The sequence below is a fragment of the Bradyrhizobium sp. WYCCWR 12699 genome (assembly GCF_032144035.1).
In the GTDB taxonomy this organism is placed as follows: domain Bacteria; phylum Pseudomonadota; class Alphaproteobacteria; order Rhizobiales; family Xanthobacteraceae; genus Bradyrhizobium.
In genome coordinates this window covers 725,959-741,110 of record NZ_JAVTJN010000030.1, presented here as the reverse complement: position 1 = coordinate 741,110, position 15,152 = coordinate 725,959, and the positions used below count along the sequence as shown (strand labels likewise).

Sequence of the window (15,152 nt, the reverse complement as noted above, 5' to 3'; positions counted from 1 at the left end):
GCTACGCCGCCAAATCCGCGACCACCGCATCGAGCACCGGAAATCCGCTGCTGGTCACGCGCAGCCGTCCCGTCGGATCCACAATGATCGCGCCTTCCTCGCGCAGCAGCGCGATGCGTTTGGGATCGAGCTGGCGGCCGGAAAGTGTTCTGTAGCGCTCGGGATCGATGCCTTCGGCAAGCCGCAATCCCATCAGCAAAAATTCGTCGGCGCGCTCCTCGCTGTTGAGGAGATCGTCGGTGACGACGCCATGGCCGTTGGTCTCGACCCGCATCAGCCAGGCTTCGGGACGCTTCTCGGTGGCGGTCGCATGCCTGACACCGTCGATGTCGAGGCGGCCGTGCGCGCCGGGGCCGATGCCGGCATATTCCTCGCCGCGCCAATACACGAGATTGTGCCGGCACTCGGCGCCGCGCCGCGCGTGATTTGAAATCTCGTAGGCGGGCAGGCCGAGCTTGTCGCAGGTTTCCTGCGTGACGTCGTAGAGCGCGCGCGCGACCGCTTCATCCGGCGTCTTCAATTTGCCGGCCTGGTGCAGGCCGAAGAACGGCGTGCCTTCCTCGATCGTCAATTGATAGAGCGACAGATGCTCGGCCGCTTCATCGATGGCGAGCCTGAGCTCGTCGGCCCACATCGCCGGCGTCTGATCGGGGCGGGCATAGATCAGGTCGAATGAGTAACGGTCAAACGAGCGTCGCGCGATGGCGACGGCATCGAGCGCCTCGCGCGCGCTGTGCAGCCGGCCCAGCGCCTTGAGCGAGGCATCGTCGAGCGCCTGCACGCCGAGCGAAACACGGTTCACGCCGGCCGTGCGATAGCCGGCAAAGCGCGTCGCTTCGACGCTGGTGGGATTGGCTTCGAGCGTGACTTCGACGTCGCCTGCCACGCTCCAGTGCTGGCCGATCGCGTCGAGCACCGCGCCGACGGTCGCGGGCTGCATCAGCGACGGTGTGCCGCCGCCAAGGAAGATCGAGGTGACCTCGCGGCCGGGCGCGCGCTCGGCGGTCGCTGCGATTTCGCGCGCGAAGGCGGAAGCGAAGCGCGCTTCGTCGATCGGGGCGTGACGGACATGACTGTTGAAGTCGCAATAAGGACATTTCGACAGGCAGAACGGCCAGTGCACGTAGACGCCGAAAGCTTCTTTAGCGCGGCTCAAGGCAGATCTCCGCCAGTTTCACGAAGGCGCGGGCACGGTGCGACAGGCCGAGTCCGAGCGGCGGCAGGCCGTGCTTCTCGATGCTCTCCATCTCGCCGAAGGTGCGGTCGTGGCCGTCGGGCAAGAACATCGGATCGTAGCCGAAGCCGGCGGTGCCCCGCGGCGGCCAGACCAGCGTGCCGTCGACGCGCGCCTCGACCTCTTCGAGATGCTCGTCCGGCCAGGCCACGCAGAGTGCCGAGACGAAATGTGCCTTGCGCTTGTCCGGTGTGGTGGCGCCGCGCTCCTGCAGCAGGCGCTCGATCTGCGCCATCGCCGCGTTGAAGTCCTTGGACGGACCGGCCCAGCGCGCGCTGTAGATGCCGGGCGCACCGTCGAGCGCGTCGACCACGATGCCGGAATCGTCGGCGAAAGCGGGAAGCCTGGTCGCCTGCGCCGCCGCGATCGCCTTGATCGCGGCATTGCTGCGGAAATCGTTGCCGGTCTCCTCCGGCTCGGCGAGGCCGAGCTCACCGGCCGACACCGCCTCGACGCCGTGGGGCGCGAGCAGCTCCCGCATCTCGGCAAGCTTGCCGGGATTGTGGGTGGCGATGACCAGCTTTCCGGTGATTCGGCGGTGCATGGCTTATTGACTACGCCACGGCCAGTTTCTGCAAGTCCACCAGACGCGCGATGCCTTTCTGCGCCAGGGCCATCAGCTTCAGGAACTCGTCCTGCGTGAACGGTTCGCGTTCCGCGGTGCCCTGCACCTCGATGATGCGGCCATCGCCGGTCATGACGAAATTGGCGTCGGTCTGGGCTTCCGAATCCTCGGCATAGTCGAGATCGAGCACCGGCGTGCCGTTATAGATACCGCAGGAGATCGCGGCGACGTTGTCGCGCATGACATTGGCCTTGATCATGTTGCGCGCCTTCATCCAGTTGATGCAATCGGCCAGTGCGACCCAGGCGCCGGTGATCGAGGCGGTGCGCGTGCCGCCGTCGGCCTGCAGCACGTCGCAATCGACCGTGATCTGGCGCTCGCCGAGTGCTTCGAGGTCGACGATGGTGCGGAGCGAGCGGCCGATCAGGCGCTGGATCTCGACGGTACGGCCGCTCTGCTTGCCGGCGGCGGCCTCGCGGCGGGTGCGTTCGGAGGTTGCGCGCGGCAGCATGCCGTATTCGGCGGTGACCCAGCCGCGGCCCTGGCCCTTCAGCCACGGCGGCAGGCGGTCTTCCAGCGTGGCGGTGACGAGCACATGGGTGTCGCCGAACTTCACCAGGCACGAGCCTTCCGCATATTTGACCACGCCGCGCTCCAGCGTCACGGGGCGCAATTCGTCGGGCGCACGGCGGCTTGGCCGCATGGGAAATCCTCCAAAACTCACGGGATAAGGCTGTTGGCGGTGCTTGTAGGGGGGGTGAGGGTGGGCGGCAAGGGCTTATTCATCCCCCGATTTCTCCCTCGATTCCTCTCTCGATTCCTGCCCTGATTCCGGGTCCGCAAACGCCACGCTTGTCAGACGCCTCGGGGATAGACAAATTATGAGTATCTGAGAGGAGTTACAGTCTGTGGCCCATCACGATCCGATCCATCTGATCGCGCCGCGCGCAGGCCTTGCCCAGCTCAACGAGCGTTCCCGTGACATTTTTCGTCAAATTGTCGAAAGTTATCTCGCGACCGGTGAGCCCGTCGGCTCGCGCAATATCTCGCGCCTGATCGCGATGCCGCTGTCGCCGGCCTCGGTCCGCAACGTCATGGCCGACCTGGAACAGCTCGGCTTGATCTATGCGCCGCACACCTCCGCCGGCCGGCTGCCGACGGAACTCGGCCTGCGCTTCTTCGTCGACGCCCTGATGCAGGTCGGCGACCTCAACGAGGCCGAGCGGCAGTCGATCCAGAGCCAGCTCACGTCCGTCGGTCAGGCGCATTCGGTCGAGGCCGCGCTGGACCAGGCGCTGACGCGGCTGTCGGGCTTGACCCGGGCCGCCGCGGTGGTGCTGACGCCAAAATCCAATGCGCGGCTGAAGCACATCGAATTCGTCCGTCTGGAACCGGAGAAAGCGCTGGTCATCCTCGTCGGTGAGGACGGCCAGGTCGAGAACCGGGTGCTGACGCTGCCCCCCGGAGTTCCCTCCTCGGCGATCACCGAAGCCGGCAATTTCCTCAATGCGCGAATCCGCGGCCGGACCCTGGCGGAAGCGCGGCTCGAGCTCGAGACGGCGTTGGGCGAGGCCCGCGCCGAGCTCGATCAGCTGGCACAGAAGGTGATTTCCGCCGGGATCGCCAGCTGGTCCGGCGGTGAGAACGAGGACCGCCAGCTCATCGTGCGCGGCCACGCCAATCTGCTGGAGGATTTGCACGCGCTGGAGGATCTGGAGCGGGTCCGCCTGCTGTTCGACGACCTCGAGACCAAGCGCGGCGTGATCGATCTGCTCGGCCGGGCCGAGACGGCCGAGGGCGTGCGCATCTTCATCGGCAGCGAGAACAAGCTGTTTTCGCTGTCGGGGTCTTCCACCATCATCTCGCCCTATCGGGATGCCGCCGGCCACATCGTCGGTGTCCTGGGCGTGATCGGGCCGACGCGGCTGAATTATGCCCGCGTGATCCCGACCGTGGACTACGCCGCTCGCATCGTCAGCCGCCTATTGGGGGGCTGATCGGGTTCGATCCGATCACGGCCGCTTGATTTTCGCGGCTCAAAGCACGATATCCGGGCCAACAATCCCTGGAAACGAGTTCGAGATAAGAGCCGATGACCGATCGAGACCGGCAACCCGAAGACGCGGCCGCGCCGACTGGCGAGCCCGTGGTGTCGAAGCCCTACATCATGCCCGACGATCCCGAGCCAGGCTCGGTCGAGAGCTTGCAGAAGGAAGTCGCCGAGGCGCGCGATCGCACGCTGCGGACGCTGGCCGAGATGGAGAATTTGCGCAAGCGCACCACCAAGGAAGTCGCCGACGCCCGCCTCTACGGCATTACCGGCTTTGCCCGCGATGTGCTCGACATCGCCGACAATCTCCAGCGCGCGCTCGATGCCGTTCCACCCGAGGCTCGCGCCGCCGCCGATCCCGGCCTGATCTCGCTGATCGAGGGCGTTGAGCTCACCGAGCGGTCGCTGCTCAACGCGCTGGAAAAGCACGGCGTGAAGAAGCTCGATCCGCAGGGCCTGAAGTTCGATCCGAATTTCCACCAGGCGATGTATGAAGTGCCCGATCCATCGGTGCCTTCGGGCACCGTGGTCCAGATCATGCAGGCCGGCTACACCATCGGCGATCGCGTGCTGCGTCCGGCCTTGGTCGGCGTCGCCAAGGGCGGTGCGAAGCCCGCGCCCGCCGCGAACAACAACGAATCGAGCGGCGCGCCGAACTGAGTTGGGTTGTCATTCCGGGGCGATGCGCAGCATAGAACTCCGGTGCGCACTGCGCACCGGAGGATCTCGAGATTCCGGGTTCGGCTCTTCGAGCCGCCCCGGAATGACGACGCGAAACGCCTACGCTCCCATCGCGATATCCGCAGACTGAATCCGCTTCACGCCGGCCTTGGCCATGTCGGCCCAGGCCTTCGCGAGCGAGCCCTGCGTGTCGATGCCGCGGCAGGCATCTTCCACCACATAGACTTCGAAGCCCGCCTTGCGCGCGTCGAGCGCCGTCCAGGCCACGCAGAAATCCGTCGCCAGGCCAGCGACGAAGACGCGTTTGATCTTGCGCCCCTTCAAATATCCGGCGAGGCCGGTCGAGGTCTTGCCGTCGGCTTCGAGGAAGGCGGAATAGCTGTCGACGTCCTTGTGAAAGCCCTTGCGGATGATGAGCTCGGCGTGCGGGATCGCGAGATCCTTGGACAGCGCCGCGCCGTCGGTGCCCTGCACGCAATGATCGGGCCACAGCACCTGCTTGCCGTAGGGAAGGTCGACGGTCTCGAACGGCTTCTTGCCGGAGTGGACTGAGGCAAACGAGACGTGGCCCGGCGTGTGCCAGTCCTGCGTCATCACCACGTTCGCAAACGCCTTCGAGATCTTGTTGATGACGGGCACCACCTGCTCGCCCTCCTTCACGGCGAGGCTGCCGCCCGGCAGGAAGCAGTTCTGTACGTCGATCACGAGCAGCGCGGAGCCATCGTCCGGCTTGATCGATGCCGCTGCAAGCAGTGCGGTCGGCGCGAGAGTCGCCAGCGCCGTCGTTCCAAGCATTGCCAAAACTTGTCGTCGATCCAGCATTGTTCGCCTCCCCTCAGGATGATCCAACGGAGCGAAGCCTAGTTCTGCGCGGCAGCGAACAGAAGCCCGAAAATGCAGCCGGTGTTGGTGAGGGGGTGGGCTGCCAGTCCGAACCTCGCTGTCGACCCTGCGAATGCGGGGGATGACAGCGAGTGTTTTGCGCGGCCTTCGCGCTTCAGCCCTTCGGCTGGATCCCGTCGCGCACGGCGCGGAAGCGGGTGAAAGCTGCTTGCCACTGGTCGCGGGGAGCGCTGGCGATGATGCGCAGCGAAGCGCCGCCGCTCGAGAAGCGGATCCACTGCACCACGGTCACCGGCGTCTTGTCCTTGCCGCTGACGCCGTCGATCCGGGTCTCGAAGCCCTGCTGGCCGTTGATGCGGATCGGCTCCGACATCGTGACACGGGATTCGCGCACGCCGGGGATCTGGAGCGCGGCCTCCTGGGCGAAGCGGGCGCGATCGTCAGTGGCTTGCGGGGTGGCGCCGATCACGCCGAGGATCATGAACGGCTTTGATTCATAGCCGGTGCTCTCGTCGCCGTCGGCCAGGATGATGCTGCTGCCCGGCGCCAGCGTGCGGATGTCCTTGAAGTCCGCGAGATCGGTGATCTTGAACGGCATCAGCGCGATCTGCTCTTCGGCCGAGACCTGCTTGCGCGTGGTGGCGCTCGCGAACATCTGGCGCACTGCCTCGTCGGTGTAGATCTTGGTCGCGTTCTCGGGGACCTGCACCGCGACATAGCCGGAGAAGCCGGCGCCCGGCACGATCATCGAATAGCGCTTCACCGGGGTGTCGCCGGCCTTGCCGCTTTCGGTGGTGAAATAGGCCAGACCCGCGGGGGTCTCGACCTTGTCCTGCTTGACGCCGTTCGTTCCAGCCGGATTGGAATTGAAGGCGCTCACGACCTCGCCATAGGCAGCCGGCGGCAGCTCGGTGATCAGCACCTTGACGCTGCCATCCTCGCTCTCGAAGCCTGGAAAGGTCTTTGCGGTGTTGAGGCCGACCAGCGGCACCATGCCGAGGCGCAGGCCGGGCGGAAACACGGCGTCGGCGGCGAGGGCCGGAAGCGCGGAGGCGGCGAGAAGGGCGAGCGCGGCGAGGGGGCGGATCAGCTTCATGGGCACTCTGATTGGTTCACATTGAGGCCGTTCGATGGTCGGCCACCGGGCCGCTTTGTCGCGCGGAGCAGCTGTGGCGGCTGCCCGGCCGGCCCGCCTTTTACCGGGTTTGGGCCCGAGGCAACAGGGCGGGCGGGGCTCGCGGTAGCGGGGGCTTGCTGATGCCTGAACCTGTTAATAATTCCTCACCCGCAAGGGCGGTGGAGCCCGGATATGATCTTCCAAAACCCAATGTTTTCACGGCTCAAACTTGCGTTCGGTCCTTGCGGGCCCCTCCCCCCCTCCTATATGAGCCTCAACCATCGCAATATCGCGAATGTTTGATCTTAGGGGGTTTCGGTTCGGGTGCCTTCTGGGCCCAGCCAACCTGCCGCAAAAAGAAGGATATCAGGACCATGGGAAAGGTCATTGGGATCGACCTCGGCACCACGAATTCGTGCGTCGCCGTGATGGATGGCAAAAACGCCAAAGTCATCGAGAATTCCGAAGGCATGCGCACGACGCCTTCGATCGTCGCCGTCACGGACGACGGTGAGCGCCTCGTCGGCCAGCCGGCCAAGCGCCAGGCCGTCACCAATCCCGAGCGCACCTTCTTCGCAGTGAAGCGCCTCATCGGCCGCCGCTACGACGACCCGATGGTCGAGAAGGACAAGAAGCTCGTCCCCTACAAGATCGTGAAGGCGTCCAACGGCGATGCCTGGGTCGAGGCCGACGGCCAGACCTACTCGCCCTCACAGGTCTCGGCGTTCATCTTGCAGAAGATGAAGGAGACCGCGGAAGCCCATCTCGGCCAGAAGGTCGATCAGGCCGTCATCACCGTTCCCGCCTACTTCAACGACGCCCAGCGTCAGGCGACCAAGGACGCCGGCAAGATCGCGGGCCTCGAAGTGCTGCGCATCATCAACGAGCCGACTGCGGCCGCGCTCGCCTACGGTCTCGACAAGACCAAGACCGGCACGATCGCGGTGTACGATCTCGGCGGCGGCACGTTCGATATCTCGATCCTCGAGATCGGCGACGGCGTGTTCGAGGTGAAGTCGACCAACGGCGACACCTTCCTCGGCGGCGAAGACTTCGACATGCGCCTGGTCGGCTATCTCGCCGACGAATTCCAGAAGGAGCAGGGCATCAACCTGCGCAACGACAAGCTCGCGTTGCAGCGCCTGAAGGAAGCCGCTGAAAAGGCCAAGATCGAGCTGTCCTCGACGACGCAGACCGAGATCAACCTGCCGTTCATCACCGCAGACCAGACCGGTCCGAAGCATCTGACGATGAAGCTCACCCGCGCCAAGTTCGAGGCGCTGGTCGACGACCTCGTCCAGAAGACGGTCGAGCCCTGCCGCAAGGCGCTGAAGGATGCCGGCGTCACTGCCGGTGAGATCGGCGAAGTCGTTCTGGTCGGCGGCATGTCGCGCATGCCGAAGGTCCAGGAAGTCGTCAAGCAGCTGTTCGGCAAGGAGCCGCACAAGGGCGTCAACCCGGACGAAGTCGTGGCGATCGGCGCTGCGATCCAGGCCGGCGTGCTTCAGGGCGACGTCAAGGACGTGCTGCTGCTCGACGTGACCCCGCTGTCCCTGGGCATCGAGACGCTGGGTGGCGTGTTCACCCGCATCATCGACCGCAACACCACGATCCCGACCAAGAAGAGCCAGGTGTTCTCGACCGCCGAGGACAACCAGAACGCGGTCACCATCCGCGTCTTCCAGGGCGAACGTGAAATGGCGGCCGACAACAAGATGCTCGGTCAGTTCGATCTGATGGGCATTCCGCCGGCTCCGCGCGGCATGCCGCAGATCGAGGTGACCTTCGACATCGACGCCAACGGCATCGTCAACGTGTCGGCCAAGGACAAGGCCACCGGCAAGGAGCAGCAGATCCGCATCCAGGCCTCCGGCGGCCTGTCGGAAGCCGACATCGAGAAGATGGTCAAGGACGCCGAGGCCAATGCCGAGGCGGACAAGAAGCGCCGCGAGGCCGTCACTGCCAAGAACGAGGCGGATGGTCTGGTGCATTCGACCGAGAAGGCTTTGGCCGAGCACGGCTCGAAGGTCGGCGAGACCGAGCGCCGCGCGATTGAGGACGCCGTCGGCGACCTCAAGGAAGCGCTGAAGGGCGACGATGCCGAGGCGATCAAGGCCAAGACCCAGACGCTGGCGCAGGCTTCGATGAAGCTCGGCGAGGCCATGTACAAGCAGCAGGCCGAGGCCGACGCCAAGAAGGACGCGGCCAAGGACGACGTCGTCGACGCGGAATTCACCGAGGTCGACGACGACAAGAACAACAAGAAGTCCGCTTAAGCCCCAAGAGGGTGATGATGCGGACGGCTTGGACCCCACACGCACCAAAGGCCTCCTCCCTCGCGGGGGAGGCCACGGTGTCGGGCTCAGCGGGACCGATACCCGCAACGATCGATCAATTCCCAGCTGTTATGCTGAACGTTGCCGTGCCGGCTTCCGTCGCGAGGCGGAAGGGCGCTTATGTCGTCGCGCAGCGGCATCGTTTCGCTCCGACTTGATTCGCGATTGGATAGACCGAGCTCATCATGTCCACGTCCACCAAGCGCTGCTACTACGAGACTCTCGAAGTCGAACGTGACGCCGACGAAGGCAAGCTGAAATCGTCGTTCCGCAAGCTGGCGATGAAGTTCCACCCCGACCGTAATCCCGGGGACGACACCAGCGAAGTCAAGTTCAAGGAAATCAACGAGGCCTACGAGGTCCTGAAAGACAAGGACAAGCGCGCCGCCTATGACCGCTACGGTCATGCCGCTTTCGAGCAGGGCGGTGGCGGCGCCGGGTTCGGTGCGGGCTTCGCGTCATCCTTCTCTGATATTTTCGAAGATTTGTTCGGCATGGCCGGGCAGCGCGGCCGCGGTGGCCGCGAGCGCGGCGCCGACCTGCGCTACAACATGGAAATCACGCTCGAGGAAGCCTTTGGCGGCAAGACCGCGCAGATCGAGATTCCGGTCTCGGTCACCTGCGAGGCCTGCTCGGGCATCGGCGCCAAGGCCGGAACCAAGCCGAAGACCTGTTCGACCTGCGGCGGCGCCGGCCGCGTGCGGCAGTCGCAGGGCTTCTTCACGCTGGAGCGGACCTGTCCGGGCTGCCAGGGCCGCGGCCAGATGATCGAGGATGCCTGCCCGTCCTGCTCGGGCCAGGGCCGAGTCACCCGCGAGCGCAATCTGTCGGTCAACATTCCCCCCGGTGTCGAGGACGGCACCAGGATCAGGCTCGCCGGCGAAGGCGAGGCGGGGGTCCGCGGCGGTCCGCCCGGCGACCTCTACATCTTCCTGTCGCTGGCCCAGCACCAGTTCTTCCAGCGCGACGGCGCCGATCTGCATTGCCGTGTGCCGATCTCGATGGTGACGGCCGCCCTCGGCGGCGAATTCGAGGTGCCGACCATCGAGAACAGCAAGGCCAAGGTGAAGGTGCCGGCCGGGACCCAGTCCAACCGCCGATTCCGCATTGCATCAAAAGGCATGCCGGTGCTGCGGTCGCGCCAGATGGGCGACATGTATGTTCAGGTCGTGGTCGAGACCCCGCAGAACCTCACCAAGAAACAGCAGGAATTGCTGGCCGAGTTCGAAAAGCTGTCAAGCGGCAACACCCAGCCGGAATCCGAGGGTTTCTTCGCCAAGGTCAAGGATTTCTTCGGTAATCGGGCGAGTTGACTCGGCTTGACCGTACCGCCTTCGGCCTATACGTCTTTATGACCATTTTCTGACACGCCGCGGTCCTGCGGTCCCGTCCGGTCCAGACATGCCATTGCCATCGTCCGCGCGTGCGTTGAAGAAGCCTCGTCTCGACGACGAGGTGCGCTTTCTCAGATCGTGGATCGAAAAGCCGCTGCACATGGGTGCGGTGATGCCGTCGGGCAAGCTGTTGGCCCGGACCATGGCCCATTACGTCGATGTCGATTCGGACGCGCCCGTGGTCGAGCTCGGGCCCGGCACCGGTGCCATCACCTCCGCGCTGGTCGAGCGCGGCGTCGACCAGAAGCGTCTCGTTCTCGTCGAATATAATCCCGGCTTCTGCGCGCTGCTGCGCGACCGCTATCCGCAGGCCAAGGTGGTGCAGGGCGATGCCTATCGCCTGCGCGACACGCTCTGGAACGTGCTGAGCGCGCCGGCCAGCGCGGTCGTCTCCGGCCTGCCGCTCGTGACAAAGCCGATGCTGACGCGGCTGCGGCTGATCCGCGATGCCTTCACGGCGCTGGCGCCCGGCGCGCCCTTCGTCCAGTTCACCTATGCGGTGGTGCCGCCGATCCCGAAATCGCTGCCCGGCGTGTCCACAGAGGCTTCGGAACGGATCTGGATGAACCTTCCGCCGGCCCGCGTCTGGGTGTATCGCAAGGACTAATTCCGCCGGCTTCCTTCTATGCGCGGCGGGCTCGTTTCGCCGAACGTATGGAAGTGGATGTCTGCACCGAAAATCCTGGTCATTCCCGGCTCGCTGCGCACCGGCTCGCACAATGCGAAGCTGGCGGCGGTCATCGCCTATGAATTTGCCCGGGCCGGCGTCGACGTCACCCGCATCTCGCTCGCCGATTTTCCGCTGCCGATCTATGACGGCGATCTCCAGGCCAAATCCGGTGTGCCCAAGCACGCGATCAATCTCAAGCGCATGATCGGCGCGCATCATGGCGTGCTGTTCGTCACGCCCGAATACAACGCCTCGGTGCCGCCGCTGCTCAAGAACGCGATCGACTGGGTCAGCCGCGTGCACGAGCTGAATGAGGCGCGCGGCGACGTGTTTCGTAACCGCGCCTTCGCGCTTGCCGGGGCGTCACAAAGCCGGCTCGGTGCGGCGCGCGCACTGCAGGCGCTGCGGCTGATCCTGACCTCCTGCCACGCCAATGTGATTGCCAGTCAGCTCACGCTCGGCTTTGCCGACCAGGCCTATGACGATATGGACAGGCTCAAGAACGAGGGCGACATCGCCGCGTTGAAGGAGCTCGTCGCGCAATTGATCGACATTTCCCAACGCATGATGTGAGGTGACATGACGCCAGCCGAGATCGCTCCAAAAGACCGCCTGATCGTCGCGCTCGATCTGCCCAGCGTCGATGCCGCGGAGGCGACGATCAACCGTCTCGGCGACAGCGTCACCTTCTACAAGATCGGCTATCGCCTCGCTTATGCCGGCGGATTGCCGCTGGTCGGCAAGCTCGCCGACAAGGGCAAGAAGGTCTTTCTCGATCTCAAACTGCACGACATCGGCAACACCGTGACGCAAGGCGTCGAGAGCATCACCAGGCTCGGCGCCACCTTCCTGACCGTGCACGCCTATCCGCAGACCATGAAGGGCGCGGTCGAAGGCCGCGGCAATTCGAGCCTGAAGATCCTCGCGGTCACGGTGCTGACCTCCTATAACGACGACGATCTGCATGCGGCAGGTTTCCGGCTCGGCGTGTCCGAGCTGGTCGAGGCGCGCGCGCAGCAGGCGCAGGTGCTTGGCGTCGACGGGCTGGTGTCCTCGCCGGAGGAAGCTGCAGCGCTCCGCAAGATCGTCGGCCACCAGATGTGCCTCGTCACACCGGGCATCCGGCCCGCCGGCTCGTCGACCGGCGACCAGAAGCGCATCATGACGCCGGGCCGCGCGATCGCCGCCGGCGCCGATTATCTCGTCGTCGGGCGTCCGGTCGTGGAAGCCGCTGATCCCAGGGCCGTCGCAGACGCCATTCAGGCCGAGATCGCGCAGGCGCTGGGCTGATCAACAACACAGGGAGAAGAACAATGGCAAAGGGCTACTGGATCGGGCGCGTCGACGTGAGCAGTGACGAGGGCTACAAGCCCTACGCCGTCGCCAACGGTCCGATCTTCAAGAAATGGGGCGGTCGCTTCGTCGTCCGCGGCGGCAAGTTCACCACCGTCGAAGGCGCCAGCCGCACCCGCAACGTCGTGATCGAATTCCCGGACTACGAAACCGCGATCGCCTGCTACAATTCGCCGGAATACCAGGCCAACATCAAGGTGCGCCAGCCGCACTCGGTCGCCGATCTCATCATCATCGAGGGCTATGACGGCCCGCAGCCGCAGGACGGCTGAGGCGCGATCTCACTTACCCTCCCCCTCCAGGGGAGGGTAAGCGAGCGCGTGCCTCCCAAGCCCCTCGGTTGCCGGAACTGCCTCCCCCCGCTACAACGGCGGCGAAGAGGATCACACCATGTCCGACATGCGCTTGATTGTTGCTGGAGCCGGCGGCCGGATGGGCCGCGCGCTGGTGCGGGCGATTGCCGAGAGCAAAGGCGCGGTGCTGGCCGGCGCGCTGGAGGCCCCGGGCTCGGAGCTGCTCGGCAAGGATGCCGGGGTGCTCGCAGGACTGCCCGCCAACGGCATCAAGCTCTCGGCCGATCTCTGGGCAATGTCGAAGGAGGCCGACGGTATCCTCGATTTTACCGTCCCTGCCGCCACCATCGCCAATGTCGCGATCGCCGCCGAGCGCGGCATCGTCCATGTCGTCGGCACCACCGGCCTGTCGGGCTCCGACAACGCCGTGATCAAGAGCGTCACCAACCGCGCCGTCGTGGTGCAGTCGGGCAATATGAGCCTGGGCGTCAATTTGCTCGCCGCCGTGGTCAAGCGCGTCGCCAAGGCGCTCGACCAGGGTTTCGACATCGAGATCGTCGAGACCCATCATCGTATGAAAGTCGATGCACCCTCCGGCACGGCGCTGATGCTGGGCCAGGCTGCCGCCAGTGGCCGCGGCGTCACGCTCGATGAGCATTCCGAGCGGGGCCGCGACGGTATCACCGGCGCGCGCAGGCCTGGCAATATCGGCTTCGCCTCGTTGCGCGGCGGCACCGTCGCCGGCGACCACAGCGTGACCTTCCTCGGTCCGTTCGAGCGACTGACGCTGACGCATCAGGCCGAGGACCGCATGCTGTTCGCCCACGGCGCGCTGAAGGCGGCGCTGTGGGCGCATGGCAAGGCGCCGGGGCTTTACTCCATGGCCGACGTGCTCGGCCTTGCCGATATCTAGTCGACAATCAGCAACGGAAAGCAGTCAATGAGCGAACGTCTTCTCGTGCTCGTGCGCCACGGCCAGAGCGAATGGAATCTCAAGAACCTGTTCACCGGCTGGAAGGATCCTGACCTCACCGAGCTCGGCGTGAAGGAAGCCACCGAAGCCGGCCGCAAGCTGAAGGCACAGGGTCTCGTGTTCGACGTGGCCTTCACCTCGGTGCTGACGCGCGCACAACACACGCTCGATATCATCCTCGGCGAGCTCGGCCAGAAGGGCTTGCCGACTTCGAAGAACCTCGCGCTGAACGAGCGCGACTACGGCGATCTCTCCGGCCTCAACAAGGACGACGCCCGCAAGAAATGGGGTGAGGATCAGGTGCTGATCTGGCGCCGCTCCTACGACGTGCCGCCGCCCGGCGGCGAAAGCCTGAAGGACACGCTCGCGCGCGCGCTGCCCTATTACGTGCAGGAGATCCTGCCCGGCGTGCTCAACGGCAAGCGCACTTTGGTCGCCGCCCACGGCAATTCGCTGCGCGCGCTGATCATGGTGCTGGAGAAGCTGTCGCCCGAAGGCATCTTGAAGCGCGAGCTCGCGACCGGCGTGCCGATCATCTATCGCCTCAACGCGGATTCGACCGTGGCGTCGAAGCTGGATCTGGCGGGTTGAGAACAGTCCCGTAGGGTGGGTTAGACAGTGGCTGCGCGAAGCGCATTCGCTGGCGTAACCGACCATCTCTGCCGCCGCGGAAGCATAAGAGGTGGGTTACGCCTACGGCTAACCCACCCTATGAATTCCGCTACTGCATCCCGAGCTGCCCGGCTTCCCAGCCCAGCATCGCCTGTTTCCGCGTGATGCCCCAATGATAGCCGGTGAGCGTGCCGCTCTTGCCGAGCGCGCGGTGGCAGGGCACGACGAACGAAACCGGGTTCTTGCCGACCGCAGCACCGACGGCGCGCGAGGCCTTCGGGCTGTTGATGTTGCACGCGATGTCCGAATACGACACCGCGCGGCCCATCGGGATCTTCAAGAGCGTCTCCCACACCCGCACCTCGAAATCGGTGCCGATCATCACCACGCGCAGCGGCTGGTCCGGCCGCCACAGCCTGGTGTCGAAGATGCGCGCCGCGAGCGGCGCCGTGCCTTCGTGGTCTTCGACATAGGTGGCATTTGGCCAGCGCCGCGTCATGTCGGCGAGCGCGATCTTCTCGTCGCCGTGGTCGGCGAAGGCAAGGCCCGACAGGCCGCGATCGGTGGCGATCACGATCGCCGTGCCGAACGGCGAGGGGTGGAAGCCGTAGCGCAGGGTGAGGCCGGCGCCGCCGTTCTTCCACTCGCCCGGCGACATGGCTTCGTGCGTGACGAAGAGATCGTGCAGCCGGCCGGGGCCCGACAGGCCGGAATCGAGCGCGGCGTCGAGAATGCTCGCGGAGTCCCGCAGCAGGCCCTTGGCGTGGTCGAGCGTCAGCGCCTGCATGAAGGCCTTTGGCGTGATCGAGGCCCAGCGGCGGAACAGATGGTGCAGCTCATCCGGCGTGACGCCGGCCGCATCGGCCATCGCCTCGATGGTGGGCTGCGCGCGCCAGTTCTCCGAGATGAAGGCGATCGCCCGGCGCACCGAATCATAGTCGCGCAACGCGGCGTGCTGGGGGCCCGGCTTGGTCAGGCGCTGGTCATGTATGGCGAGTGTCATCATGGCCGGAAATGTAGGAGAGGGACGG

Annotated in this window: 16 protein-coding genes; 10 read left to right on the top strand and 6 right to left on the bottom strand. The window is 65.3% G+C overall.

What is annotated here, in order from left to right; translation table 11 throughout:
- Position 1 precedes the first annotated feature (1 nt).
- Genes hemW through rph form a run of 3 tightly spaced genes read right to left on the bottom strand, consistent with a single transcriptional unit; the run spans position 2 to position 2,502 of the window.
- Positions 2–1,156 (bottom strand): radical SAM family heme chaperone HemW, encoded by a 1,155-nt coding sequence (gene hemW, locus RPS27_RS14230; RefSeq protein WP_212064847.1) that lies wholly within the window; start codon positions 1,154–1,156, stop codon positions 2–4.
- Complete coding sequence (gene rdgB / locus RPS27_RS14225) at positions 1,143–1,778, bottom strand: RdgB/HAM1 family non-canonical purine NTP pyrophosphatase (protein ID WP_211415228.1); 636 nt, start codon at positions 1,776–1,778, stop codon at positions 1,143–1,145. The genes hemW and rdgB overlap by 14 nt, the downstream gene beginning before the upstream one ends.
- 10 nt (positions 1,779–1,788) lie before the next feature.
- The gene (gene rph, locus RPS27_RS14220) at positions 1,789–2,502 is read right to left on the bottom strand and encodes a ribonuclease PH (protein WP_211415229.1); all 714 of its coding nucleotides are present in this window, start codon (positions 2,500–2,502) and stop codon (positions 1,789–1,791) included.
- A gap of 205 nt (positions 2,503–2,707) precedes the next feature.
- Here rph and hrcA point away from each other — a divergent pair, with 205 nt between their 5' ends.
- Both hrcA and grpE read left to right on the top strand, forming a co-directional pair.
- Positions 2,708–3,796, top strand: a complete 1,089-nt coding sequence (hrcA, locus tag RPS27_RS14215; RefSeq protein WP_063198796.1) for a heat-inducible transcriptional repressor HrcA — start codon at positions 2,708–2,710, stop codon at positions 3,794–3,796.
- A 95-nt stretch (positions 3,797–3,891) separates the two neighbouring features.
- Positions 3,892–4,509, top strand: a complete 618-nt coding sequence (grpE, locus tag RPS27_RS14210) for a nucleotide exchange factor GrpE (RefSeq protein ID WP_313754076.1) — start codon at positions 3,892–3,894, stop codon at positions 4,507–4,509.
- A 120-nt stretch (positions 4,510–4,629) separates the two neighbouring features.
- On the opposite strand, the gene pncA is transcribed toward grpE, so the two are convergent.
- Together pncA and RPS27_RS14200 are read right to left on the bottom strand one after the other, a co-directional pair.
- Positions 4,630–5,352, bottom strand: a complete 723-nt coding sequence (pncA, locus tag RPS27_RS14205; protein WP_211415230.1) for a bifunctional nicotinamidase/pyrazinamidase — start codon at positions 5,350–5,352, stop codon at positions 4,630–4,632.
- 175 nt (positions 5,353–5,527) lie between these two features.
- Positions 5,528–6,469, bottom strand: coding sequence for a hypothetical protein (locus tag RPS27_RS14200; RefSeq protein ID WP_212064848.1), 942 nt, complete (start codon positions 6,467–6,469; stop codon positions 5,528–5,530).
- A gap of 395 nt (positions 6,470–6,864) precedes the next feature.
- Here RPS27_RS14200 and dnaK point away from each other — a divergent pair, with 395 nt between their 5' ends.
- The 8 genes from dnaK to RPS27_RS14160 all read left to right on the top strand — a co-directional run bounded on the left by dnaK (position 6,865) and on the right by RPS27_RS14160 (position 14,100).
- Complete coding sequence (gene dnaK, locus RPS27_RS14195; protein ID WP_092251376.1) at positions 6,865–8,766, top strand: molecular chaperone DnaK; 1,902 nt, start codon at positions 6,865–6,867, stop codon at positions 8,764–8,766.
- Between the two features lie 245 nt (positions 8,767–9,011).
- Positions 9,012–10,139, top strand: a complete 1,128-nt coding sequence (dnaJ, locus tag RPS27_RS14190) for a molecular chaperone DnaJ (RefSeq protein ID WP_211415232.1) — start codon at positions 9,012–9,014, stop codon at positions 10,137–10,139.
- Between the two features lie 88 nt (positions 10,140–10,227).
- Positions 10,228–10,827: a class I SAM-dependent methyltransferase gene (locus RPS27_RS14185; RefSeq protein WP_027534962.1), complete on the top strand. Its 600-nt coding sequence runs from the start codon at positions 10,228–10,230 to the stop codon at positions 10,825–10,827.
- 57 nt (positions 10,828–10,884) lie between these two features.
- Complete coding sequence (locus RPS27_RS14180; protein ID WP_194405232.1) at positions 10,885–11,463, top strand: NADPH-dependent FMN reductase; 579 nt, start codon at positions 10,885–10,887, stop codon at positions 11,461–11,463.
- A gap of 6 nt (positions 11,464–11,469) precedes the next feature.
- The gene (gene pyrF, locus RPS27_RS14175; protein WP_212064849.1) at positions 11,470–12,180 is read left to right on the top strand and encodes an orotidine-5'-phosphate decarboxylase; all 711 of its coding nucleotides are present in this window, start codon (positions 11,470–11,472) and stop codon (positions 12,178–12,180) included.
- A gap of 23 nt (positions 12,181–12,203) precedes the next feature.
- Positions 12,204–12,515: a DUF1330 domain-containing protein gene (locus tag RPS27_RS14170; protein ID WP_194405230.1), complete on the top strand. Its 312-nt coding sequence runs from the start codon at positions 12,204–12,206 to the stop codon at positions 12,513–12,515.
- 118 nt (positions 12,516–12,633) lie between these two features.
- Complete coding sequence (gene dapB, locus RPS27_RS14165; RefSeq protein WP_313754075.1) at positions 12,634–13,449, top strand: 4-hydroxy-tetrahydrodipicolinate reductase; 816 nt, start codon at positions 12,634–12,636, stop codon at positions 13,447–13,449.
- A gap of 27 nt (positions 13,450–13,476) precedes the next feature.
- A complete protein-coding gene (locus RPS27_RS14160) occupies positions 13,477–14,100 on the top strand; it encodes a 2,3-bisphosphoglycerate-dependent phosphoglycerate mutase (RefSeq protein ID WP_194405228.1) in 624 nt (207 codons plus the stop codon).
- 130 nt (positions 14,101–14,230) lie between these two features.
- Here the strand turns inward: RPS27_RS14160 and RPS27_RS14155 are convergent, their stop codons facing one another.
- Positions 14,231–15,127, bottom strand: coding sequence for a bifunctional helix-turn-helix domain-containing protein/methylated-DNA--[protein]-cysteine S-methyltransferase (locus RPS27_RS14155; RefSeq protein ID WP_211415238.1), 897 nt, complete (start codon positions 15,125–15,127; stop codon positions 14,231–14,233).
- Between the last annotated feature and the right edge of the window lie 25 nt (positions 15,128–15,152).